We start from the raw sequence: 24,505 nt of genomic DNA, 5'->3' as shown, positions 1-24,505 counted from the left end.
AAGGTCACCTACAAGGTCGAGGCGACGCGTGTCGAGCAGCGCACCGACTTCGACAAGCTGATCGTCGACGTCGAGACCAAGCAGGCCATGCGTCCCCGTGACGCGATGGCCTCCGCCGGCAAGACCCTGGTCGAGCTGTTCGGTCTGGCGCGCGAGCTGAACATCGACGCCGAGGGCATCGACATGGGCCCGTCCCCCACGGACGCCGCCCTGGCCGCCGACCTGGCGCTGCCGATCGAGGAGCTGGAGCTCACGGTCCGCTCCTACAACTGCCTCAAGCGCGAGGGCATCCACTCCGTGGGTGAGCTCGTCGCCCGCTCCGAGGCCGACCTGCTGGACATCCGCAACTTCGGTGCGAAGTCCATCGACGAGGTCAAGGCGAAGCTGGCCGGCATGGGCCTGGCCCTGAAGGACAGCCCGCCTGGATTCGACCCGACCGCCGCCGCCGACGCCTTCGGTGCCGACGACGACGTGGACGCCGGGTTCGTCGAGACCGAGCAGTACTGAGAGCTCGGGCTCGACGGTCCGACACAGGGTGCGGGTGGACTGCCGCTTGTCGCGCAGTTCCCCGCGCTCCTTCCGGGAACGTCCCTCGGGGCGCTCTCGGATCTCCGACGGGCAACCGCTCGCTCGGATACTGACTCCGGTACCTGACACGGCCGGGGCAGATGACTAGGAGATCAACCATGCCGAAGCCCACCAAGGGTGCCCGTCTGGGCGGCAGCGCCGCGCACGAGAAGCTGCTCCTCGCGAACCTCGCGAAGTCGCTGTTCGAGCACGGCCGTATCACCACCACCGAGGCGAAGGCCCGCCGCCTGCGCCCGTACGCGGAGCGTCTGATCACCAAGGCGAAGAAGGGCGACCTTCACAACCGCCGCCAGGTGCTCCAGGTCATCACGGACAAGGACATCGTCTACACGCTGTTCTCCGAGATCGGCCCGCGCTACGAGAACCGTCCGGGTGGTTACACCCGCATCACCAAGATCGGCAACCGCCGTGGCGACAACGCGCCCATGGCTGTCATCGAGCTGGTCGAGGCGCTGACGGTGCAGCAGAAGGCGGTCGGCGAGGCTGAGGCGGCGACCAAGCGCGCCGTCAAGGAGGCCGAGACCAAGGCCGAGGACACCAAGGTCGAGGACACCACCGAGGCTCCGGCCGAGGAGGCTGCTGAGGAGTCCAAGGACGCCTGAGCCCGACCTCACCGGAAGCGGGTCCGTCCCTCGGGGGCGGGCCCGCTTTCGCGTTGCTGAGAGGATCTAGGGGTGAGTGACGAAGTACAGCCCGGACACGTCCGCATCCGGCTCGACCTCTCCTACGACGGAACCGACTTCCACGGCTGGGCCAAGCAGGCCGGTGGCAAGCGCACCGTGCAGGGGGAGATCGAGGATGCGCTGCGTACGGTCACGCGGTCCACGCAGGCCTACGAGCTGACCGTCGCCGGACGTACGGACGCCGGAGTGCACGCGCGGGGCCAGGTCGCCCATGTCGATCTGCCCCTGACGGTCTGGGGCGAGCACCGCGGAAAGCTGCTCAAGCGGCTCGCCGGCCGGCTGTCCAAGGACGTCCGCGTATGGGCCCTCAGGGAGGCGCCCGACGGCTTCAACGCCCGCTTCTCGGCTGTGTGGCGGCGCTACGCCTACCGGGTCACGGACAACCCCGGCGGTGTCGACCCGCTGCTGCGCAACCACGTGCTGTGGCACGACTGGCCGCTCGACGTCGACGCCATGAACGAGGCGGCTCAGCGGCTCCTCGGGGAGCACGACTTCGCGGCCTACTGCAAGAAACGTGAGGGCGCGACCACCATCCGCACGCTCCAGGAGCTGAGCCTGGTGCGCGGCGACGACGGGATCATCACGGCCACCGTGCGCGCGGACGCCTTCTGTCACAACATGGTGCGCTCGCTGATCGGGGCGCTGCTGTTCGTGGGGGACGGGCACCGGGCGCCGGACTGGCCGGGGAAGGTGCTGGGCGCGGGGGTGCGGGACTCGGCCGTTCATGTCGTACGGCCGCACGGTCTGACGCTGGAGGAGGTCGGCTACCCGGCCGACGAACTGCTCGCCGAGCGGAACAGGCAGGCGCGGAACAAGCGGACCCTGACCGCTTCGGGCGGCTGCGAAACCTGTTAGCCCCATCCAATGTTCAACGACGTTTCTCTCACATATGTCCCTACCGGGACATAATCCCCTTGTTGCCTCTTACATATTTTTCACCGTTCGACTACCCTTTCGATGCTTGGCCATTGGTTCGAATGGGGCGGCCGAGCACACGTGGGGGTGACGGGCCTTCTGCGGCCCGGGGTTGGATTGGTGATGAGTTCAGTTGGTCCCGTGCGGACCGGGGGACGCCGTACCGCACGTCAGGGCGGAGGGCGACGTAGGGCGGGACGTGGCGGCAACGCCGCGTTGGGACTGCTGCCGGTACCACCGACGCAGCGGGAGAAGTACGCGTATGTGAAGCGGCGCCTGTGGGTGCTGACGCTCGCGTCAGTCGTCAGCTTCGGCTGCCTGACCGTGAGCCAGGTGGCGCTCACCCAGGCCAGCCCGCTGATGTGGATCTTCGCGCCGCCGCTCGCGTTCACGGTGTTCTACTACCTCGTGTCGTTGAGGGTGAACGGCTTCACGCGGGACTTCGACTTCGCCCACCACCAGCAGTTGGTGCGCACCTGGCGACCGGCGGTCTATCCGAGCGTCGACGTCTTCCTGCCGGTGTGCGGGGAGCCGATCGAGGTGCTGCACAACACCTGGACCCATGTGAGGCAGCTCGCCGACCACTACCCCGGGCAGTGTGTGCCCTTCGTCCTGGACGACGGCGCCAGCCCTGAACTGGAAGCCATGGCGCGCGACTTCGGGTTCCGCTACGGCACCCGGGAGAACCGCGGGTGGTTCAAGAAGGCCGGCAACCTGCATTTCGGGTTCGGGCAGTCCGACGGCGAGTACATCCTGATCCTGGACGCCGACTTCACGCCGCGCGCCGACCTGCTCGAGGAACTGCTGCCGTACATGGACGCGGACCCGCGCATCGGCATCATCCAGTCACCGCAGTACTTCCGCGTGCTCGACTCGCAGAACTGGATCGAGCGCGGCGCAGGGGCCGTGCAGGAGCTGTTCTACCGGTCCGTGCAGGTGTCGCGGCAGGGCAGCGACGGCGCGATCTGTGTCGGATCGTGCGCGATCTACCGGCGAGCCGCACTGGAGACCAACGGTGGTACGACGCTGATCGAGCACTCGGAGGACGTGCACACCGGGTTCGATCTGCGGGGGCTCGGCTGGGACCTGAAGTACGTGCCCGTCGCCCTGTCGACCGGTGTGTGCCCGGACACGGCCGGGGCGTTCTTCAACCAGCAGTACCGCTGGTGCTCGGGCTCGATGTCGCTGCTCGGCAGCAAGAAGTTCTGGGACGCGCCGATCAGGTTCTCCAGCCGGCTCTGCTACCTCTCCGGGTTCTTCTACTACATCCACACGGCGCTGTTCACGTTCGTGGCACCGCTCCTGCCCATCCTGCTGCTGGTCACCAGCCCTGAGATGCTCCAGGTCAGGCATCTGGTGTGGGTGCTGCCGAGCATCGTGTACACGACCGTGATCTTCCCGATGTGGCACAAGTCGCCGTACCGGCTGGAAGCCTGGTCGGCGCGGATGATGTACGGCTGGGCACACGTCTTCGCCATCTGGGACATCCTGCGCAAGCAGCGCATGGGATGGCAGCCCACCGGGTCCAAGGGAGCGAAGAAGAACAAGACCCGACGGTTCTGGCTGGGGCTGTGGCTCTGGAGCGGCGGTACGGCCGTGGTCTGGGTCGGCGCCGCCGTGTACCGGCTGTTCACCGGCTATCCGCCGGACTTCGCCCTCATCCTGTCCTCCGGGCTGTTCTACGCACTCGTCGTCGCCCGCGCGCTGATCCAGCCCAAGGAGCACCACGCCGTGGTGGCAGTCGCATGATCCGCAGGTCCCTTGTCCGCCCGGCCGTGGCACTCCTCGTGGTCTTCTTGACGGGGGTCTCCGGCTGCGGTGTGTTCCAGAGCAACGACCCCGCCGACTCCGCCGCTCGTGCGCCTTCCGCCGGCAGCACCGCCGGCAGCACCGAGCAGCAGGCGCCGTACGACGTGACACCGTTGCTGCATCCCGCGAAGAAGTACTTCGGGGTCGCCGTGGAGGGTGCGCCCAGCTCGATGGCGCCGGTCGACGCTTTCTCGAAGACCGTCGGCAAGAAGCCGAACATGGTCGGGTCGTACGCCTCGTGGGGCGACGGCTTCAATGCCGAGGGCGCCAAGAACGTCTTCGCGGACGGCGGGCTGCTCTACGTCTCCTGGGAGCCGTTCAAGCCCGGCCTCGACAAGATCGCGGACGGTTCGCAGGACGCGTACATCACGAAGTTCGCGGCGAGTGTCCGGAAGACCAACGTGCCGGTCGCGATCAGCTTCGGGCACGAGATGAACGGCAACTGGTACCCGTGGGGGACCAAGAACACGACGGCGGCGACCTTCGTGAAGGCGTGGCGGCACATCCACGACGTCTTCGGGGAGGAGGGCGCCACCAATGTCATCTGGGTGTGGAGCCCCAACATCGTCAACCCCGTCCCGGACGTGAAGCTCAAGCCGTACTGGCCCGGTGACGCGTACGTCGACTGGGTCGGGGTGGTGGGCTACTGGGCACTCACCGGAGCCCACACCTTCGACACCCTGTACGGGCCGACACAGCGGCAGGTGGCGTCGTTCACCGACAAGCCGGTGTTGATCAGCGAGACGTCGTCGGAGCCCGGCGAACGCCGGCGGGCCGATGTCCGCGGGCTGCTCCAGGGGATCGAGCAGGACAAGAACGTCCTCGGTTTCGTGTGGTTCAACATTCCCAAGCGGGCCGACTGGCGCATCCAGAGCAGCCCGCTCGCCCTGGCCGAGTTCAAGAAGCTGATCGCCCACGACGCCTTCGGATTCGAGGTGCCGCGGTCATGAGCAATGGTCAGCGAGGTCAGTACGGCGGCGGTCAGTACGGGGGCGGGGGCGGCTGGTTCGAGGCCCCCGCCGCGCCCCCGGCGGCCGGTCCCCAGGCGTACGGCCGACCCCAGTACGGCGGCGAGCCCGAGCCCGAGGCCGAGTACGCCGACTACTACGTGCCGCAGTACACGGTCCTGGACCCCGAGCCGGATCCCGAGCCCGAGCCCAGCTATGTGCTGCCCGAAGTACCCGTCTCCGCCTGGTCGGTCGACAACAGCCGCTCGGCGTGGATCAGCCGTGGTGTGCTGGTGCTGATCCTGCTGGTGCAGGCGGGCCTGTCCTACCGACTGGACGGGAGCGCCTTCCCTCAGGAAGCGAAGTTCCTGATGTCCGACGGCAGGCTGTCCGGGCTGATCGCCGGTACGGGACTGACCGGGGCCCGCACGCTCAGTCTGGCCTGGGCGCTCGGTGCCACGGCGCTGCTGTTCGGGGCGACCCGGATGCTGTTCAACGAGCGCGCGGCTCTCGCGGCCGCCGCGATGTACTCCGTTCTGGAGTCGACCGCCTTCACCGGCCGGTACGCCTCCCTGCACTCCCTGTCCTTGTTCCTGCTCGCCGCGACCTTGTGGCTGCTGGCCAGGACTCGCCAGTCGAACCCCGCCGCCGTGCTGGTGGCAGCGCCCTTCGCCGCGGTCGCGCCCTTCGCCGCGTACTCCGCGGCGCTGTACCTGCCGACGCTCACCGTGCTCGCCGTGCTGACGGCGTACCGCTTCCGCGGGACCGGGGCCTTCCTCAGGGGCGCCCTCTTCCTGGTGGCCACCGGTGCTCTGTGCTTCGTGGGCGTCCAGCTGAACGGCACGCCCACCGGGTGGAACACGCACGGCACGGACAGCGCGGCGCACCTGCTGAAGGAGAGCGCCGAGTGGGGTGGCGTCGTCCTGCTCGTCGCCCTGATCGGCGCCATCGGCTACATCCGCCGGGCCCGGATGGGTGAGATGCCCTGGGCCGAGGGCTCCGCGCCGGGCGCGATCCGCCGCTCTGCTCTGGGCCTCACCCTGTGCGGTACCGCGCTGCTCGCGCCGCTGTACCAGGCGTACCTGGGCAACGGCAGTTCGCTGCACATACACGTCGGCTTCGGCCTGCTCTTCGCGGTTCCGATGGCTGGTCTCGGCATCTCCCGGCTGATGGGCGCGCACTTCCGGTATCCGCAGATAGGCATCATGATCTACGTCATCGCGCTGGTCGTGGGCATGGCGCAGACGCAGAACCTGTACCGGCCGCCGAACTCGGCCGGCATGATCGGCGCGCTGCGCGGGGTCATGGAGAACCGGGGAAGCAAGGGGAACTACCTCACCGACGAGCCCGAGATCTCCGCGTACTACCTGCGCGCGACGACCGAGCCCGGCCAGTGGCATCGGGCGCAGCACGGCGCCCCGCTGACGGCGGCTGTGAAGAAGGGCTCCTACGACGCGATCGTGCTGCGGTCCGCCTCCGTGCCCGAGGTGCTGCGCGGCTCCACGCGCTACAGGCAGCTCACCGTGGTGAAGGCGGAGAGCGGGCAGGCGCCGTACCGGATCTGGGTGAAGCGATGACGGCGTACACATCACCGGTCGACGAGGCTCAGGCCCCGGACGCGGTCGAGAGCGAACACGCCCATCGGCGGCGGACCGAGCCCGGAAAGGGCACCGGGGTCCTGGTCTTCGTTCTGCCCCTGCTGGCGGCGCTCGCCTGCGTCCTGCCGGGGCTCGGCCACCGACAGCTGTGGCGCGACGAGCATGCCACCTGGTGGGCGTCCTCGCTCTCGTACCACGATCTCGGGCGGCTCATCGAGCACGTCGACGTCGTCTTCACGCCGTACTACGCGGTCATGCACCTGTGGATCGCGGTGGCCGGCGACTCGCCGGCGGCATTGCGGCTGCCCGGCGCCGTGGCCATGGCGGTCTCGGCCGGTGTGGTCGGCCTGCTCGGGCGCCGGATGTTCACGGTGCGGACCGGGTTGCTCGCCGGGCTGCTGTTCGCGGTGGTCCCGGCCATCACGCGGTACGGGCAGGAGGCACGGCCGTACGCCTTCGCGTCCCTTTTCGCGCTGCTGGCGACGCTGATGCTGCTGCGCGCTCTGGACAGGCCGAGCCTGAAGGACTGGACGCTGTACGCCCTGGCGCTCGCGGCGACGGGCTTCGGGCACCTGGTCGCGATGTCGGTCGTCGCGGGGCACCTGGGACTGGTCGTGGTGGTGAAGAAGCGCGGCGACCGCATCGTGCACTGGGCCTTCGCGGGAGCCGCGGCGCTCGGCCTGTCCATCACGTTTCCGATGGTCGCGAGTGGGTCCGGGCAGACCGGGCAGATCGCGTGGAACGTGACCACGACCCAGGACCTGCTCGACTACCCACAGGGGCTGTTCGGTTCGTGGATCACCGGTGGGGTGGTGCTGGGTCTCGGCGTGCTCGGGTTGCTCGCGGCCCGTCGCTATGCGCTGCTGCTCGGCGCCTGGGCCGTCCTGCCGCCCGTCCTCACCTTCCTCACCGCCAACCAGCTCCACATGTTCCTGCCGCGCTATCTCCTCTTCACGATCCCTGCCTGGGTGCTGCTGGCCGCCGCCGGCATCACCCGTCTCACCGGGCGGCTCGACCCCGGGGCCCGGCCGGGCGCCGCGGCGAAGGCCATGGGCGGCCTTCTGGTGGCGGCCGTCGCTGCCGGATACGCCTTCGTGGCGTGGCCCGCGATCGGCGTCGCCAAGCAGGACCTGCCCGACGAGCCGGACTACTCGGCCGCGGCCGGTGTGATCGTGTCGGGTGAGAAGCCCGGGGACGGAATGATCTTCAACGGCCAGCTGTCGGAGCGCCGCGCCATGGCGTACGAGCTTCGGGACCGGAAGGCCCCCAAGGACGTCCTCATGGAGTGGACACCGGAGCAGAACGGGTCGTACGGCGCCAGCGAGTGCAAGTACACGGCCCGCTGTCTCCAGGGTGTCGACCGGCTCTGGCTGGTGTCGACGGTCGGCGACGGCCGGCCGCCGCTCGACGGGGCGGAACCGAAGAAGGCCACCGCCATCGAGAAGTACTTCAAGGCCACGCGCACGGTGAAGCTGCACCGGGTCACCGTGCAGGTGCTGGAGCGCAAGTAGGGCCTACTCCGAAGAAGGCCGGAAGAACGGCCGGAGGAACCGGCCGGAGGAACCGGCCGAAGAGACAGGTCGCAGAAACGTAAGGAGGCCGCCCGCATGCGGCTCACTGTCATCGGCACCGGCTACCTCGGTGCCACTCACGCCGCCTGCATGGCGGAGCTCGGGCACGAGTTGGTCGGGGTCGATGTGGACGCCGACAAGGTGGCCGCGCTGAGCGCCGGCAGGGTGCCGTTCCACGAGCCGGGGCTGGCCGAGCTGATCGCCCGCCACACGGCGAGCGGCCGGCTGCGCTTCACGACCTCGTACGAAGAGGCCGGTGCCTTCGGGCAGGTGCACTTCGTGTGCGTCGGCACTCCGCAGCGCAAGGAGTCCGGCGCCGCCGATCTGACGTACGTCGACGCTGCCTTCGCGGCGATCGCGCGGCACGCGGCGAAGGACGCCCTGCTGGTGGGCAAGTCCACCGTGCCGGTCGGTACGGCCGCGAGGCTCGCGGACGCCTGCGACGCCGAGGTCGCCTGGAATCCCGAGTTCCTGCGGGAAGGTTTCGCCATCGAGGACACCCTGCGGCCGGACCGGCTGGTGTTCGGGGTGGAATCGGAGCGGGCGGAGACCCTGCTGCGCGAGGTGTACGCCCCCGTCCTCGCCGCCGGAACCCCGCTGGTCACCGCCGACTTCGCGACCGCCGAGCTGGTCAAGACGGCCGCCAACGCCTTCCTGGCCACCAAGATCTCCTTCATCAACGCGATGGCCGAAGTGTGCGAGGCGGCCGGCGGTGATGTGCGGACGCTTGCCGAGGCGCTCGGCTACGACGACCGGATCGGCAAGAAGTTCCTGCGCGCGGGGGTCGGGTTCGGCGGCGGCTGTCTGCCCAAGGACATCCGCGCCTTCGCCCACCGGGCCGGCGAGCTGGGCGTCGACCTGGGCTTCCTGCACGCGGTGGACGCGATCAACATGCGGCGCCGGGACCGGGTGATCGAGCTGGCCCGGGAGCTGTGCGGGGGTGGACTGCTGGGGGCCCGCGTGGCCGTCCTGGGCGCGGCCTTCAAGCCCGACTCGGACGACATCCGCGACTCGCCCGCGCTGAACGTCGCCGCCCGCCTCGACCTCGACGGCGCCGACGTCACGGTCTACGACCCGGAGGCCATGGACAACGCCCGCAAGGCGTTCCCGCTGCTCGGGTACGCGATGTCGCTCGAGGAGGCCCTGCGCGGGGCCGATCTCGTACTGCACCTGACCGAGTGGCCGCAGTTCCGTGAGATCGACCCGGAGTGGGCCGGATCACTGGTGTGCCGTCCGCGGATCGTGGACGGCCGGGGGGTGCTCGACGCGGACCTGTGGACCGCGGCGGGCTGGCGATTCCGGGCGCTGGGGAGATCCGCGTCCCATAGGGGAGGGGTAGGGAGATGACGGACCAGGAGGCGTACGGCGACATACGGGTCACCGTGGTGATGCCGACGTACAACGAGGCGGCGAACCTGCCGCGCATGGCCGAGGCGGTGCTGGGACTGCCGCTCGACGGGCTGCATCTGAAGATCGTCGACGACTCCAGCCCGGACGGCACCGGGCGGATCGCCGAGGAACTGGCCGAGAAGCACAACTGGGACGGCCGGTGGCGGATGAGTGTCCTGCACCGCACCGAGAAGGACGGCCTGGGGCGGGCGTACATGGCGGGCATGAGCGCCGCGCTCGCCGAGGGCGCCGAGTACGTCGTCCAGATGGACGCCGACGGCAGCCACCCGGTGGAGGCGGTGCCGCGGATGCTCGGCACGGCCGTGGCGTCCGGGGTCGGCCTGGTCATCGGCAGCCGGTACGTCGAGGGCGGCTCGCTGGACGAGGAGTGGGGCAAGCACCGGGTGCTGCTGTCGCGCTTCGCCAACCGGTACGCCCGTACCGTGCTCGGCACCAAGATCCGGGACATCACCGCCGGCTTCAACCTGTGGTCCGCGCAAACCCTCCGGGACGTCGACCTGGCCACCCTGGACAGCGCCGGATACAGCTTCCAGGTGGAGTTGAAGTTCAAGGCCGTCCGCGCCGGTCACAGCGCGGTCGAGATCCCGATCCGCTTCGAGGAGCGCACCGAGGGCGTGTCCAAGATGAACCTCGGGACGCAGATCGAGTCGGCGCTGGTGCCGCTGCGACTGCGGCTGCGCAACCGGCGGAGTTGAACCGGAGCGCGTCGCCCAGCGGCCCGCCCGGAGGCCGGCCGGTGGGCGACGACCAGGACGACGAGTCACCAGAATCCCGAGACAAGGACAGGACTTCACCATGAGCGGACGACACGCGCTTCCCTCGCGGTTGGGGAATCTGTACCGCGAGATCGCGAAGTTCGGCCTGGTGGGGCTCTCGGGATTCGTGATCAATCTGGTGGTCTTCAACCTCATCAGGAATCTCGCCCACTGGCAGACCGTCAGAGCGAGCGTGGTGGCGACGGCTGTCGCCATCATGGGCAACTACCTCGGCCTGAGGTACTTCGCCTACCGGGACCGCGGCCAGGAGGACCAGCTCGACAAGAAGAAGGAGATGGGTCTCTTCCTCTTCTTCAGCGCGATCGGTCTGGTCATCGAGAACTCGGTGCTCTACCTGACCACGTACGGATTCGGCTGGGACGGCGCGCTCGCCAACAACGTCTGGAAGTTCGTCGGCATCGGCGTCGCGACCCTCTTCCGCTTCTGGTCGTACCGGACATGGGTCTTCAGGACCACCGGCCCTCAACCGGAACAGCCCCCGGTGGCCCTGCCCGCTGAAGCGCCGACCTACCGGGTGCCTGCGGCCGCGCCCACGGAGCCCCCTTTTTGGGGCGCGCCCGCGGCCGCGCCCACGGAGCCCTTCTGGAACGTCTCCTGGGAGCAGACATGACCGACCTGGCGTACCTGGCGGAGGCCGGCTGCTTCCGCGCCGTCTCGCCTGCGCACTGACGGCCTTACTGGAAGACAGAACACAGAGATCATGAGCGAAGCCATTCTCCTCGTCGGTGGCAAGGGCACCCGGCTGCATCCGCTGTGCACCTTCACGCCCAAGCCCCTGCTGCTCGTCGCCGGGGTGCCGCTGCTCACGCACCAGCTGGCCCGCGCCGCGGCGGCGGGGGTGACCCGGATCGTCTTCGCCACGTCCTACCTGGCGGAACTGTTCGAGCGGGAGTACGGGGACGGGTCCGGACTGGGCCTGGAGCTGGTCTACGTCACCGAGACCGAGCCCCTGGGCACCGGTGGCGCGATCCGCAACGCCGCCCGCCATCTGACCTGCGGCCCCGACGAACCTGTCCTGGTCTTCAACGGCGACATCCTCAGCGGCGTCGACATCCGGGGCCTCCGGGACGGTCACCGGGCCTCCGGCGCCGACGTCACCCTGCATCTGACCAGGGTCGCCGATCCGCGGGCCTACGGGCTGGTCCCGACCGACGAGCACGGCGGAGTCCTGTCGTTCCTCGAGAAGCCCGAGCGGCCCGAGGAGATCGTCACCGACCAGATCAACGCGGGCTGCTACGTCTTCACCCGCTCCGTCATCGACGCCATCCCCGAGGGCCGGGTCGTCTCCGTCGAGCGGGAGACGTTCCCGGGGCTCCTGGCCGCGGGCGGCGTCCTGCGCGGCGTCGTCGACCAGACGTACTGGCTGGATCTCGGCACTCCGTCGGCCTTCGTGACGGGGTCCGCCGACCTGGTGCGCGGATACGTGTCCTCCCCGGCGCTCCCCGGCCCGGCCGGGGACGCCCTGGTCATGCCGGGTGCGCGCGTCGACCCGCTGGCGTTGCTGACGGCCGGGACGGCCGTGTGCGCGGGCGCCGTGGTGGAGGCGGGAGCCGTGGTCGAAGGCAGTGTCGTGCTGCCCGGGGCCGTCATCGGCCGGGCAGCGCTGGTCCAGCGGTCCGTGGTGGGCCGGGAGGCGGTCGTCGGCGAGGGCACCAGCGTCGTCGACGCGGTGGTCGGTGACCATGCGCATGTCGGGCCGCACAACGAGCTCCCCGCGGGCGTGCGCGTCGACTGCGGCGTCCGCCTTCCCGAGCGGGCGGTCCGCGTCTCCGCTCCCACGTATCTCGTCTGACGCCCGGGAGGGCGCCGCCCACGAGCCTCAGGGCCGCGCAGGCCCGGGCCGGGCGGCGCTCCGGCCCTTCTCCGCCCGGCCCTGGACGTCGTACGTCCAGGGGTCCAGAAGCGGCACCGTCAGGACAGCGGTCGACCGCCCACCGTCACTGGGCCGAGGCGGCGGCCGCCTGCGCCTCGCCGCGGCGGCGGATCTGGCGGAAGGTGAACTCGGCCAGGTCGTCGCCGGCCGTGAAGACCTTCGTGTCCTTGGCCGTCACGTCCTTGCCGTTGGTGAAGCCGGCGAGCGTGAAGTAGGCGTAGCGGCCGTAGGAATTGGTGGTCGAGCGGCAGATCGTTGTACGGCAGAAGGTGGGCACGCCCTTGCCGAACAGCGACGTGAGGATGCTCTTGCTGTTCGCTTCCTGCTTGACCTTGCTCGCCTGGGCGGCGGTGTCGAAGAGGGCCACGCCGACCGTCACCGCGACGCCGTCCTCGGTGTAGGTGGCGCGGAAGACGTCGGTGCAGTCGTTCTTGGTCAGCACCGCGGGCAGCGAGCCCTGGACGGCCGACGCGCACTTCTTCGTGGCGGCCGCGGGGCCCCGCTTGTAGATGTTCGTGCCCACGGTCAGCTGGGTGCCGGGGAACAGGGTGTCCGCGCTGACCGGGGCCGTGTCCTTCTTGGCACTGGAGATGAAGTCCATCGGGTCCAGCGGGGGAGGGGCCGAGGTCGGGGCGAACGACGGGGCGGTGGCGGCGCTCTCGCTCGGGATGTCCGGGGTGCCCGGCAGGGCGCCGGCCGGCTTGTTCGAGGCCCCGGGGCTCCCGTCAGCGGACACGACGGCCACGGCGACGGCGGCGCCCACGGCCACCGTGGCCAGGGCACCGCCGAAGATCAGCAGCAGCCGGCGGCGCCTGTTGCGCGCCTCCGAGGCCTCGGCCAGCGCGGCCCAGTCGGGGGTGCCGCCACGGCCGTCCCACTGGGGCTGCTGGGAAGTCGGTTTCCAGGGATCCCACTGGGGCTCCCCCTGCCCATAACTCATGCGGCGCATCTTAGACGTGCCGTGGACTGTCATGTTCCCCCTCAGTAGGCACCACAGCGACGGCACAGCGAAGGCGGGGCAACAAAACGCCCCAGCCCGGGTGCAACCGGCCGGCACCCGAACGGCCGAACCCGCGGCGGCTCCCCGGTGGCGGCCCCGTTTTGACCCGTGTCGGTGCCGCCGTTATCCTGGCTGTTCGTTATGTGTATTGGCTTGCTCATTCTCACGTGAGGGGCCCTTACACCGGTCCGCCGGGCCGATGACCAGCGACCAGCACGCGGCTTGCGTCACCGCGGTGCGGTCAGGGCTGTCGTGATCGTCTTCGGTGACCTTGTCAGGATCCTCACTGAAGAAGCGAAGGCTACGAACCGTGCGTACGTACAGCCCCAAGCCCGGCGATCTGACGCGCCAGTGGCACGTCATCGACGCTCAGGACGTTGTCCTGGGTCGTCTCGCCACCACTGCCGCCACCCTGCTGCGCGGCAAGCACAAGCCGATCTACGCGCCCCACGTGGACGCCGGTGACTTCGTCATCATCATCAACGCGGACAAGGTCCACCTGTCCGGCAACAAGCGGACCCAGAAGATGGCGTACCGCCACTCCGGCTACCCGGGTGGTCTGCGCTCCGTCCGCTACGACGACCTGCTGGCGAACAACCCGGAGAAGGCCGTCGAGAAGGCCGTCAAGGGCATGCTCCCCAAGAACTCCCTGGGCCGTCAGATGCTCTCGAAGCTGAAGGTCTACAAGGGTGACCAGCATCCGCACGCTGCCCAGCAGCCGGTGCCGTTCGAGATCACCCAGGTCGCGCAGTAAGTCCGGCCACCCCCTAAGACTGAAGAGAATCTGAGGAGAATCGTGGCCGAGACCACTGCCGAGCAGCCGCTCGAAGAGCTTGACATCGACAGCTACACCACCGAGACCGAGGTCCCGGTGGAGGGTGAGTACACCTCCGAGTCCCTCGCGTCCCGCTTCGGCGAGCCCCAGCCGGCCGCCGGCCTGGGCCGCCGCAAGAACGCCATCGCCCGCGTCCGGATCGTTCCGGGCACCGGGAAGTGGAAGATCAACGGCCGCACCCTCGAGGACTACTTCCCGAACAAGGTGCACCAGCAGGAAGTCAACGAGCCCTTCAAGGTGCTCGAGCTCGAGGGCCGTTACGACATCATCGCCCGCATCGCGGGTGGCGGCGTCTCCGGTCAGGCCGGTGCGCTCCGTCTGGGTGTCGCCCGTGCGCTGAACGAGGCGGACGTCGACAACAACCGTGGCCCGCTGAAGAAGGCCGGCTTCCTGCGCCGCGACGACCGCGCGGTCGAGCGGAAGAAGGCCGGTCTGAAGAAGGCCCGCAAGGCTCCGCAGTACAGCAAGCGCTGATCGCGTCCGCTGGTCGCGGCAGGCGTCGCACCGCCTGAAGCACGCACGCATCGCCCCGGCAGCACGCTCTGTGCAGCCGGGGCGGTTCGTTTCGGGGGAGTCGCTTATCACAGACCTATGGAGCAATCCCGACAGGCGCGGGAGAGCCGCAGGGGATAAGCCTGAAGAGGGGCCCGAGGGTGTACGCATCCCGTCCCCGTCTGGACACTCGGCAAGAGCCGCACATAGGCAGCAAGGTTCGGAGGACACCACAGTGGGACGACTCTTCGGCACGGACGGCGTGCGCGGTGTCGCCAACGCGGATTTGACGGCCGAGATGGCGCTCGGTCTCTCCGTCGCGGCGGCGCACGTACTCGCCGAGGCGGGTACCTTCGAGGGCCACAAGCCGACGGCGGTGGTCGGACGGGACCCGCGTGCGTCCGGGGAGTTCCTGGAAGCCGCGATGGTGGCCGGGCTCGCCAGCGCCGGCGTGGACGTGCTGCGCGTCGGTGTGCTGCCCACCCCGGCCGTCGCGTACCTGACCGGCGCGCTCGGCGCCGACCTGGGCGTGATGCTCTCCGCCAGCCACAACGCCATGCCCGACAACGGCATCAAATTCTTCGCCCGCGGTGGGCACAAGCTCGCCGACGAGCTCGAGGACAAGATCGAAGCCGTCTACGAGGAGCACCGCACCGGCGCTCCCTGGGACCGGCCCACCGGCGCCGGGGTCGGCCGGGTGAAGTCCTACGACGAGGGCTTCGACCAGTACGTGGCGCACCTCCTGGACGTCCTGCCGAACCGGCTCGACGGCATCAAGGTCGTCCTCGACGAGGCGCACGGCGCGGCCTCCCGGGTCTCGCCGCAGGCCTTCGCGCGGGCCGGTGCCGAGATCGTCACGATCGGTGCGGAGCCGGACGGGCTCAACATCAACGACGGGTGCGGCTCCACCCACCTGGACAAGCTGAAGGCGGCCGTGGTCGAGCACGGCGCCGACCTCGGCATCGCGCACGACGGCGACGCCGACCGCTGCCTCGCCGTGGACCACACGGGCGCGGAGGTGGACGGCGACCAGATCCTGGCCGTGATCGCGCTGGCGATGCGGGAGCGTTCCGCACTGCGCTCCGGCACCGTCGTCGCGACCGTCATGTCGAATCTGGGCTTCAAGCTGGCCATGGAGCGCGAGGGCATCCACCTGGTGCAGACCGCGGTCGGCGACCGGTACGTGCTGGAGGAGATGAAGGAGAAGGGCTACGCCCTCGGCGGGGAGCAGTCCGGCCACGTCATCATCCTCGACCACGCCACCACCGGCGACGGCACGCTGACCGGCCTGATGCTGGCAGCCCGGATCGCGCAGACCGGCCGTACGCTCAGGGACCTCGCGTCCGTGATGGAGCGACTGCCGCAGGTCCTCGTGAACGTCCCGGACGTCGACAAGTCCCGGGTCGCCACCTCCGCGGAGCTGGCCACCGCCGTCACCGAGGCCGAGCGTGAACTGGGCACCACCGGGCGGGTGCTGCTGCGGCCGTCGGGCACCGAGCCGCTCGTCCGGGTCATGGTCGAGGCCGCCGACATCGAGCAGGCGAGGTCCGTGGCGGGCCGGCTCGCGGACGCCGTGAAGTCGGCGCTCGGCTAGAACTGCCCGGCTCTGAAGGTACGTTCGCGCTGTCCGGCCCAGAACCGCTTCCGGGCCGGCAGGGTGAGCGGGCCGGCGAGCACGATCGCCCTCGCCGGCGCCTCCTCTTCGGCGAATGGGTTCAAAGCTTGCGCAGGCTGAGCCGTTGCACCTTGTGGTCCGGTCCCTTGCGCAGCACCAGGGTCGCGCGGCCGCGCGTGGGCGCCACGTTCTCCACCAGGTTCGGCCTGTTGATGGTCCGCCACATGGTGCGGGCGTAGTCGAGGGCCTCCTCCTCGGCGACCTGGGTGTACTTGCGGAAGTACGACGACGGGTCCTGGAAGGCCGTCTGACGCAGTTTCCGGAACCGGTTGAGATACCAGCTCTCGATGTCCTCGGTGCGGGCGTCGACGTACACGCTGAAGTCGAAGTAGTCCGCGAGGGCGACGCGGGTACGGCCGTCCTTGCCGGGGAGGGCGGGCTGGAGCACGTTGAGGCCCTCGACGATGAGGATGTCCGGGCGGCGGACGGTCAGCTTCTGGCCGGGGACGATGTCGTAGATCAGGTGGGAGTAGACCGGGGCCGTCACCTCGTCCTTGCCGGCCTTGATGTCGGCGACGAAACGGGTCAGCGCCCGGCGGTCGTACGACTCGGGGAAGCCCTTGCGCGACATGAGCCCACGGGCCTGGAGCTCCTTGGTGGGCAGCAGGAAGCCGTCGGTGGTGACGAGTTCCACGCGCGGGTGTTCGGGCCACCGGGAGAGCAGGGCCTGGAGCAGGCGGGCGACGGTCGACTTGCCGACCGCCACGGAACCCGCCACGCCTATCACGAACGGAGTACCGGACTGGGAGCCCTGCTCACCGAGGAAGGTGTTCAGGGCACCTCTGAGGCCGTCCGTGGCGCCCACGTAGAGGTTGAGCAGCCGGGACAGCGGCAGGTAGATGTCCCGCACCTCGTCGAGGTCGATGACGTCGCCCAGACCGCGCAGCTTCTCGACCTCCTCGGCGGTCAGCGGCAGCGGCGTCTTGTCGCGCAGCGCGCTCCACTCGGCACGGGTGAGGTCGACGTAGGGAGTCGCCTCCGGCTTGGGCCGGTGGGCGCTCCGGGGCATCGAGGAGACCGGAGAGATCACAGTCCATTGTTAACGGAGTTTGAACTGGACTGTGGGTGGGGTGCGTCACGTGGGCGCCAGGGATCCGTAAGCGATCACGGCCGAGCTGCTGGAGAAGAAGCAGCGGTCGTTCGGGCCCCGCTCTTCTGCTCACGTGGCGGAAGGCAGGTCGGGCCGGTGTCGAGCGCCGATCTCGCGACTGCGTCTGGCTCAGGCGGGGCCTCGCCATCGCGGGATTCCTGCGCTCGCACCGCGAGAGATGACGATCTTAGATCGAAGTGTGCACAAGCGGTGCGGTAATCGGCCATTAGATGGTATGAACAACCACTTGTTCTTCACGTTTGTGTCGTGCCTGTGACCACTCCGGGCGCGAATATCGGAGGGGGTCCGGTTTGGCCGGGTTTTTTGCGTCCGCACGCCGCGGGCGCAATCGCGAGCGGCGACACAGACGGCTGTTCGCCATGGCAGCTGTGGCTGGTGCGGCACTCATCGGAACGTTGATCGGTCCGGCGATACCTTCGGCCCAGGCCGACCAGACCACGCAGGGCGTCGAGAACTTGCGCACCAACTGGGACCAGAACGAAGCCGGGCTCTCCCCGGCGGTTGTCCAGTCGTCTGCCTTCGGCCAGCTCTTCGCCACCAAGTTGGACGGGCAGATATACGCCCAGCCGCTGGTGCTGGGTGACCAGGTGATCGCGGTCACCGAGAGCAACACGGTGTACGGCCTCGACCGCACCACCGGGGCGATCAAGTGGAGCAAGAACTACGGACCGGCGTGGCCGGCCTCCGCGATCGGCTGCGGTGACCTGGTGCCCAATGTGGGGGCGACCGCGACCCCCGTCTACGACCCCGCCACCCATGCCCTCTACTTCACCACCAAGGTCGACGACGGAACGTCCACGCACCGCCATCCGAAGTGGCTGATGCACGCGGTGGACCCGACATCAGGAACCGAGCTCTCGGGGTGGCCGGTCACCATCAGCGGAAGCCCGAGCAATGACCCGAGCAACAGTTTCGACGCCTACTACGAGCAGCAGCGCCCCGGCCTGCTGCTGATGGACGGTGTTGTCTACGCGGGCTTCGGCGGCCACTGCGACGCATGGCCGTACCGCGGATACGTGGTCGGCGTGAGTATCACCGAACACCACATCACCTCGATGTGGGCCTCGGTGACCGGTGCCGGCACGGGCGGCGCCGGCATCTGGCAGTCGGGCGGCGGCCTGGTCTCCGACGGTTCCGGCCGGATCTTCTTCAGCACCGGAAACGGCATCAGCCCGGCCCCTGGGCCTGGCAAGACCGTGCAGGGAACCCTGGCCGAGTCCGTCGTCCGCCTCCAGGTCAACGCGGACAACAGCCTCAGTACGGCCGACTTCTTCAGCCCGAGCAACGCCTCCACCCTGGACCTGAACGACCAGGACATCTCCTCGGGCGCCCCGATGGCACTGCCGGACGGCTTCGGCACCAGCGAGCACCCCCACCTGCTGGTCCAGCAGGGCAAGGACGGCCGGGTGTTCCTGCTCGACCGCGACAACCTCGGCGGCATGGGCCAGGGAGGCTCGGGCGGCGACGCTGCGGTGGGCGTGTCCGGCCCCTACCAGGGAATGTGGGGGCATCCCGCGTTCTGGGGCGGTGACGGCGGCTATGTCTATGTCGTCGGCAACTACGGACCTCTGCGCGCACTCAAGTACGGCGTACGCAACGGCGGCACGCCCGCGCTCACCCTCACCGGCCAGAGTCAGGACACCTTCGGCTACACCAGCGGCTCTCCCCTCGTCACGTCCAACGGCAGGGACGATTCCAGCGCCCTGGTGTGGGTGGTCTCCGCGAGCAACGCCTCCGGGGCCAACGGCACCCTGCGCGCCTACAGCCCCACCCCGGACGGCAACGGCCTGCTGCAGCTGCTGTGGTCCGCACCGATCGGCACGGCAACGAAGTTCAGCACTCCGACCGCCAACAACGGCAAGGTCTACGTCGGCACCCGCGACGGTGTGCTCTACGGTTTCGGCAGCCCGGCCAGGACCGCCCTGACCGCGGCCTCTCTCGACTTCGGCCAGATCGGTGTGGGCAGCAGCAACTCGGCCGACATGAAGCTGACAGCCACGCAGGACGTCAGTATCACCGGCCTCAAGGCCTCCAACGCGTTCTCGGTCGACCCGTCCGCCGTGCCCACGCCTGAGCAGCCCACGGCGCTGGCGAAGGATGCCACGCTGGATGTACCGATCAGCTTCGCTCCCACGACCACCGGCGGCATCAACGGCACGCTGACAGCGAATCTGTCGGACGGCCAGAAGCTGGTCTTCGCACTCCACGGCGTCGGCACCAGGCCCGGTCTCGGGGCGGCACCAGGCGCCATGGACTTCGGGGAAGTGCCCACCGGCAGCACCTCGACGCTGAACCTGCAGATCACCAACACCGGTACCGAAGCGGAGTCGATCGACTCGATCGCCCCGCCCACCGGCTCGTTCGCCGTCTCGGGCCTGCCGAGCGCGGGCACGCTCGTCCCAGCCGGTGGTTCGTTCGTGCTCTCGGTCACCTACAGGCCGGTCGGCAGCCAGGATGACAGCGACGCACTCGTCGTCAGCAGCAGCAGCGGCGGCGCCGCGCACACTCTGAGCGTGCCGGTCAACGGAACGGCCATCACGGGACAAGGGCACCTGGAGTTCTCCACGAGCTCGCTGGACTTCGGCTCGGTCCCGATCGGCAGCTCGAAGTCGCTCTCGTTCACCATCACCAACACCGGCAACATCCCGGTGACCGTGACCAAGGCCAAGGCGCCGACGGGTGACTTCAACAGCCCGATGCAGCTGTCCGAGGGTCTGGTCATCGGTCCCGAACAGACCGCCGTGCAGAGCGTGACGTTCACTCCGCGCTCGGCCGCGGATCTGAGCGCCTTCTACGAGGTCACCGGAACCGGCGTCGACGCGAACGGAACCGCCCAGGGGGCCATGTACGTGCCGGTGAAGGGCACCGGTACCGGCACCGCCACGACCACCTCGGCCAAGGACGGGCTGTGGCAGGCCAACGGCTCGGCGGTGCCGGCCGACGACGGCAGCGTCCAGCTGACCCCGGCCACCGGCAATCAGGCGGGCACGGTGGTGTACACCAAGCCGCTGCGCACCGATGGCCTGCGGGCCACCTTCACCGCGAAGTTCGGCCCCGGTAGCGGCGGGAACGGCATGACGCTCTCCCTCCTGGACCCCGCCCAGAACTCCGCCTCGGCACTGGGCGCGGCCGGCGGCGGCCTCGGCATCGCGGGGCGGCCGGGCGTGGTGATCGCGCTCGACACCGCCTGGAACAGCACGCTGCGAACGATGAACTTCGTGGGTGTCGGCTACAGCTCAGCGAACTCATCGGCGATCGACTACCAGTCGGTGGCGAAACTCAGCACCTCCCTGCGCCAGGGCACGCACCAGGTGGACGTCCAGGTGGACGCCGGCCATGTGTACGTCTGGGTCGACGGGACGCAGGTACTGGACGCAACACCGACGCTGACCTCCAGCGCACTCGTCGCCTTCTCCGGCGCCACGGGCGACAGCGCGGACGCGCAGACCGTAAGCGGCCTGGTCGTCAGCGAGGCGGCGCCTACGGCACCGCAACCCAAGGCGGCAACCTCGCTCAACCTCACCGCCCCGAGCACGGGTGTCCCGGGCCGGCCGTTGACCGTCGGCGGCACGCTGACGTCGTCCGCGGCGCTTCCCGCGGGTCAGGTCGTGCACATCACGCGGAACGGAGCGGCACTGAGGGATGTGACGACCGCGACGAACGGCTCCTTCACGTTCAGCGACATTCCGCCGGCGGAGGGCACCTACACCTACGCTGCAGGCTACGCGGGGGACGCGACCCACGAGACGGCAAGCGCTGCGAGTCTCGTCCAGGTGTCCAAGCTGACCACCTCGGTCACTCTGACGGCTCCGGCCACGGCGACCCGCGCGCGCACACTGACCGTGTCCGGGAAGCTCTCCGGCTCGCCCTTCGCCGCCGGTGGGGTCGTCAAGGTGACGAAGACCGACCTCGCCCACTCGTCCGGTGTCGCACTCGCCGACGCGAAGGTCGCCGCGGACGGTTCCTTCAGCTTCTCGGACACCCCGCAGATCGGCGGCGCCAACACCTACAAGGTGGCCTACAACGGCGACATTTCACACAAGCCGAGCAGTCGCACCGCCACCGTCCAGGTCTCCCGGGCCTCGACGTCCCTGACCGTCACCACCGACCACTCGACGTACAAGTACGGCCAGTACGGGAAGGTCACCGCCCACCTGGGCACGACCAACAACCTGCGTGCGGTGGCGATCTACGCCCAGCCGTACGGCGGCAAGAAGGTCCTGGTGAAGTCGGGCACGGTGGACTCCCACGGCAACTTGACGGGGTCTTACAAACTCACCCGCAACACCACGTTCAGCGCGGTGTTCGCCGGCGACTACCGCTACGCCCCGAAGACCGTCGCCCGAAGCGTGCACACCTCTGTGGGGATCTCGGAGAAACTGTCCGGTTACTACACGAACACGCACTACGGCAGCACCCTCTACCGGGTGTACCACCACACGGCCAAGGAGCAACTCGCCGTCACCGTCTCACCGAACAAGGCCGGCCAGTGCGTCGTCTTCCGCGTGCAGCGGTACTACAGCGGCGCCTGGCACACGCAGAGCACCACCCCCTGCTCCTCCCTCAGTTCCACCAGCACCGGCCACCAGCAGATGTCCCTCACCAAGGCCGTCAACAGCAGGTTCCGCGTGGCTGCGGAGTACGTCCACAGCAGCAAGGACAACACCAACCTCACCACCTGGGGCGCCTGGCAGTACTTCACCGTCAGGCAGTGAGCGGCGAGTCCGGTCCAGTGAAAGCCCCGCTCTGGCACAGCAGTACAGGGCGGGGCTTTCACTTGTCCGTCAGAGCCGGTGGGCCCGCTCTGCGTGGGCCCCGGTTGAAGGCGTCGCGTAGGCCGCACGGACACGCCGCAGGGCTCCAGGGGTACGTGGCCCACCAGCTCCTGCGCCTCGTAGTCAGTCAGTCCGTTCGTTCGGTTCGGTCGGTCGGTCGGTCGGTCGTTGAGACCCTCACGCGCCAGCCGACGCGGACAGCCGGCCCACGACCGATCGGAACAAACCCGTGTTCGAAACCGTGGCTCGCCGAGCGCGGTCGGCCGCAGTTCCCGCCCGAGCGTTCGTACCCCAGTGGGAATTTCCGATTTCGGGCAAGTTCCGGGAGGTCCGGGCGCCACTCGGACCGTAGGCTGCGGCACATGTGCGGAATTGTGGGATACGTGGGACCGCAGTCGGCTCTCGACGTTGTCGTGGCGGGACTGAAGCGGCTTGAGTACCGGGGTTATGACTCGGCGGGCGTCGCCGTGCTCGCGGACGGGGGCCTGGCCGCCGCCAAGAAGGCGGGGAAGCTGGTCAACCTGGAGAAGGAACTGGTCGACCGGCCGCTGCCGACCGGGACCACAGGCCTCGGGCACACCCGCTGGGCCACCCACGGCGCTCCGACCGACGCCAACGCCCATCCGCACCTCGACAACGCGGGCCGCGTCGCCGTCGTCCACAACGGGATCATCGAGAACTTCGCGCTCCTGCGGTCCGAACTGGAGGAGCGGGGCCACGCGCTCGGCTCCGAGACGGACACCGAGGTGGTCGCGCATCTGCTGGCGGAGGAGTTCTCCGCGACCGCGGACCTCGCGGAGGCGATGCGGCTGGTGTGCCAGCGGCTGGAGGGTGCGTTCACGCTGGTCGCGGTGCACGCCGACGAGCCGGACGTGGTCGTCGGGGCGCGCCGGAACTCGCCGCTCGTGGTGGGTGTCGGGGAGGGCGAGGCCTTCCTCGCCTCGGACGTGGCGGCCTTCATCGCCCACACCCGGTCGGCGATCGAACTGGGCCAGGACCAGGTGGTGGAGCTGCGCCGGGACGGCGTGACGGTCACCGGCTTCGACGGCCGGCCCGCCGACGTGCGCTCGTACCACGTCGACTGGGACGCCTCGGCCGCCGAGAAGGGCGGCTACGACTACTTCATGCTGAAGGAGATCGCCGAGCAGCCGAAGGCGGTAGCCGACACGCTGCTGGGCCGGATCGACACCGCAGGTTCGCTGAGGCTGGACGAGGTGCGGATCTCCACCGCGGAGCTGCGTGAGGTCGACAAGATCGTCGTCGTGGCGTGCGGTACGGCCTTCCACGCCGGGATGATCGCCAAGTACGCCATCGAGCACTGGACCCGGATCCCCTGCGAGGTGGAGCTGGCCAGCGAGTTCCGCTACCGCGACCCGATCCTCGACCCGCGCACGCTGGTCATCGCCATCTCCCAGTCCGGCGAGACGATGGACACGCTGATGGCGCTGCGGCACGCCCGCGAGCAGGGCTCCAAGGTGCTGGCCATCTGCAACACCAACGGCTCGACGATCCCGCGGGAGTCGGACGCCGTGCTGTACACACACGCGGGGCCGGAGGTCGCGGTCGCCTCCACCAAGGCGTTCCTGACCCAGCTCGTCGCCTGCTACCTGGTGGCCCTCTACCTGGGCCAGGTGCGCGGCACCAAGTGGGGCGACGAGATCCACGTGGTCATCCGCGACCTGTCGCAGATCTCCCGCCAGGTGGAGAAGGTCCTCGAGACCATGGAACCGGTACGGGAGCTCGCACGCTCGCTCGCGGGCAAGAACACCGTGCTGTTCCTGGGCCGGCACGTCGGCTACCCGGTGGCCCTCGAAGGCGCCCTCAAGCTCAAGGAACTGGCCTACATGCACGCCGAGGGATTCGCGGCGGGCGAGCTGAAGCACGGGCCCATCGCACTGATCGAGCCGGACCTGCCGGTCGTCGTGGTCGTACCCTCGCCGCGCGGCCGTTCGGTCCTGCACGACAAGATCGTCTCCAATATCCAGGAGATCCGGGCGAGGGGTGCGCGCACGATCGTGATCGCGGAGGAGGGCGACGAGGCGGTGGCCCCGTACGCCGACCATCTGATCCGCATCCCGGTGACGCCGACGCTGCTTCAGCCGCTGGTCGCGACGGTGCCGTTGCAGGTGTTCGCCTGCGAGCTGGCGACGGCCCGCGGGAACGAGGTGGACCAGCCGCGGAACCTGGCGAAGTCGGTGACGGTGGAGTGAGCTTTTGACTTGTGGACGACGTCACGCGAACGCTCGGGTGCGTACAGCATGGCCCTTCCGGCTCCGCCAAAGGTGGCCGAGCCGGAGGCAGGGCGCGGACTGGCGCTGGTCCGGGCCTGCCGGCGCCGACCTGTGGGGCTGACAGCCCCTGAGCAGGGACGGCAATTGGGGCAATCAGGTGTGGTGTGAGTTGGCCGCGATCGCGTGAACGTTTTTTCGCCCTCCGAAAGAGTGAAC

General features: G+C 69.2%; 17 protein-coding genes and 1 pseudogene. 17 read left to right on the top strand and 1 reads right to left on the bottom strand.

Features of this window, described 5'->3' with window-relative positions:
• The 15 genes and pseudogenes from ABZ904_RS40755 to glmM form a co-directional block, all read left to right on the top strand.
• On the top strand, positions 1-507 hold a 507-nt coding region (locus ABZ904_RS40755; RefSeq protein ID WP_361829137.1), incomplete at its 5' end, for a DNA-directed RNA polymerase subunit alpha C-terminal domain-containing protein.
• Positions 508-686: 179 nt separating this feature from the next.
• Complete coding sequence (rplQ, locus tag ABZ904_RS40750; protein ID WP_359396300.1) at positions 687-1,190, top strand: 50S ribosomal protein L17; 504 nt, start codon at positions 687-689, stop codon at positions 1,188-1,190.
• A gap of 72 nt (positions 1,191-1,262) precedes the next feature.
• Positions 1,263-2,126: a tRNA pseudouridine(38-40) synthase TruA gene (gene truA / locus ABZ904_RS40745; RefSeq protein WP_361829135.1), complete on the top strand. Its 864-nt coding sequence runs from the start codon at positions 1,263-1,265 to the stop codon at positions 2,124-2,126.
• Positions 2,127-2,546: 420 nt separating this feature from the next.
• Entirely contained in the window at positions 2,547-3,935 is a 1,389-nt protein-coding gene (locus tag ABZ904_RS40740) for a glycosyltransferase family 2 protein (RefSeq protein ID WP_359396385.1), read from the top strand.
• The gene (locus tag ABZ904_RS40735) at positions 3,932-4,945 is read left to right on the top strand and encodes a glycosyl hydrolase (protein ID WP_360990556.1); all 1,014 of its coding nucleotides are present in this window, start codon (positions 3,932-3,934) and stop codon (positions 4,943-4,945) included. Before ABZ904_RS40740 ends, ABZ904_RS40735 begins: the two co-directional genes overlap by 4 nt.
• Complete coding sequence (locus ABZ904_RS40730) at positions 4,942-6,519, top strand: glycosyltransferase family 39 protein (RefSeq protein ID WP_359396306.1); 1,578 nt, start codon at positions 4,942-4,944, stop codon at positions 6,517-6,519. Before ABZ904_RS40735 ends, ABZ904_RS40730 begins: the two co-directional genes overlap by 4 nt.
• Positions 6,516-8,051 (top strand): glycosyltransferase family 39 protein, encoded by a 1,536-nt coding sequence (locus ABZ904_RS40725; RefSeq protein WP_361829133.1) that lies wholly within the window; start codon positions 6,516-6,518, stop codon positions 8,049-8,051. Before ABZ904_RS40730 ends, ABZ904_RS40725 begins: the two co-directional genes overlap by 4 nt.
• Positions 8,052-8,147: 96 nt before the next feature.
• Positions 8,148-9,458, top strand: coding sequence for a UDP-glucose/GDP-mannose dehydrogenase family protein (locus tag ABZ904_RS40720; protein WP_360990563.1), 1,311 nt, complete (start codon positions 8,148-8,150; stop codon positions 9,456-9,458).
• Positions 9,455-10,216, top strand: coding sequence for a polyprenol monophosphomannose synthase (locus ABZ904_RS40715; protein WP_360990566.1), 762 nt, complete (start codon positions 9,455-9,457; stop codon positions 10,214-10,216). Before ABZ904_RS40720 ends, ABZ904_RS40715 begins: the two co-directional genes overlap by 4 nt.
• A 100-nt stretch (positions 10,217-10,316) precedes the next feature.
• Positions 10,317-10,907 (top strand): GtrA family protein, encoded by a 591-nt coding sequence (locus ABZ904_RS40710; protein ID WP_359396314.1) that lies wholly within the window; start codon positions 10,317-10,319, stop codon positions 10,905-10,907.
• Positions 10,908-10,997: 90 nt separating this feature from the next.
• Complete coding sequence (locus ABZ904_RS40705) at positions 10,998-12,089, top strand: NDP-sugar synthase (RefSeq protein WP_359396316.1); 1,092 nt, start codon at positions 10,998-11,000, stop codon at positions 12,087-12,089.
• 795 nt (positions 12,090-12,884) lie between these two features.
• A pseudogene (locus ABZ904_RS40700) lies at positions 12,885-12,992 on the top strand (IS5/IS1182 family transposase); the annotation flags it as partial.
• A gap of 488 nt (positions 12,993-13,480) precedes the next feature.
• On the top strand, positions 13,481-13,924 hold the full coding sequence (gene rplM / locus ABZ904_RS40695) for a 50S ribosomal protein L13 (RefSeq protein WP_359396319.1): 444 nt from the start codon (positions 13,481-13,483) through the stop codon (positions 13,922-13,924).
• Positions 13,925-13,966: 42 nt separating this feature from the next.
• On the top strand, positions 13,967-14,479 hold the full coding sequence (gene rpsI / locus ABZ904_RS40690; protein WP_359396322.1) for a 30S ribosomal protein S9: 513 nt from the start codon (positions 13,967-13,969) through the stop codon (positions 14,477-14,479).
• Between the two features lie 253 nt (positions 14,480-14,732).
• Positions 14,733-16,091 (top strand): phosphoglucosamine mutase, encoded by a 1,359-nt coding sequence (gene glmM, locus ABZ904_RS40685; RefSeq protein WP_359396325.1) that lies wholly within the window; start codon positions 14,733-14,735, stop codon positions 16,089-16,091.
• A 121-nt stretch (positions 16,092-16,212) separates the two neighbouring features.
• Here glmM and coaA read toward each other — a convergent pair whose 3' ends face one another.
• Positions 16,213-17,202 (bottom strand): type I pantothenate kinase, encoded by a 990-nt coding sequence (coaA, locus tag ABZ904_RS40680; RefSeq protein ID WP_359396327.1) that lies wholly within the window; start codon positions 17,200-17,202, stop codon positions 16,213-16,215.
• Positions 17,203-17,642: 440 nt separating this feature from the next.
• Here coaA and ABZ904_RS40675 point away from each other — a divergent pair, with 440 nt between their 5' ends.
• Together ABZ904_RS40675 and glmS are read left to right on the top strand one after the other, a co-directional pair.
• Complete coding sequence (locus ABZ904_RS40675) at positions 17,643-21,998, top strand: choice-of-anchor D domain-containing protein (protein WP_360990573.1); 4,356 nt, start codon at positions 17,643-17,645, stop codon at positions 21,996-21,998.
• 422 nt (positions 21,999-22,420) lie between these two features.
• On the top strand, positions 22,421-24,268 hold the full coding sequence (gene glmS, locus ABZ904_RS40670; protein ID WP_359396332.1) for a glutamine--fructose-6-phosphate transaminase (isomerizing): 1,848 nt from the start codon (positions 22,421-22,423) through the stop codon (positions 24,266-24,268).
• Positions 24,269-24,505 lie beyond the last annotated feature (237 nt).

The organism is Streptomyces sp. NPDC046900, assembly GCF_040644975.1.
Taxonomy (GTDB): Bacteria; Actinomycetota; Actinomycetes; order Streptomycetales; family Streptomycetaceae; genus Streptomyces.
Note: the sequence above shows the minus strand (reverse complement) of the source record. Positions and strands in the feature narration are given on the sequence as shown.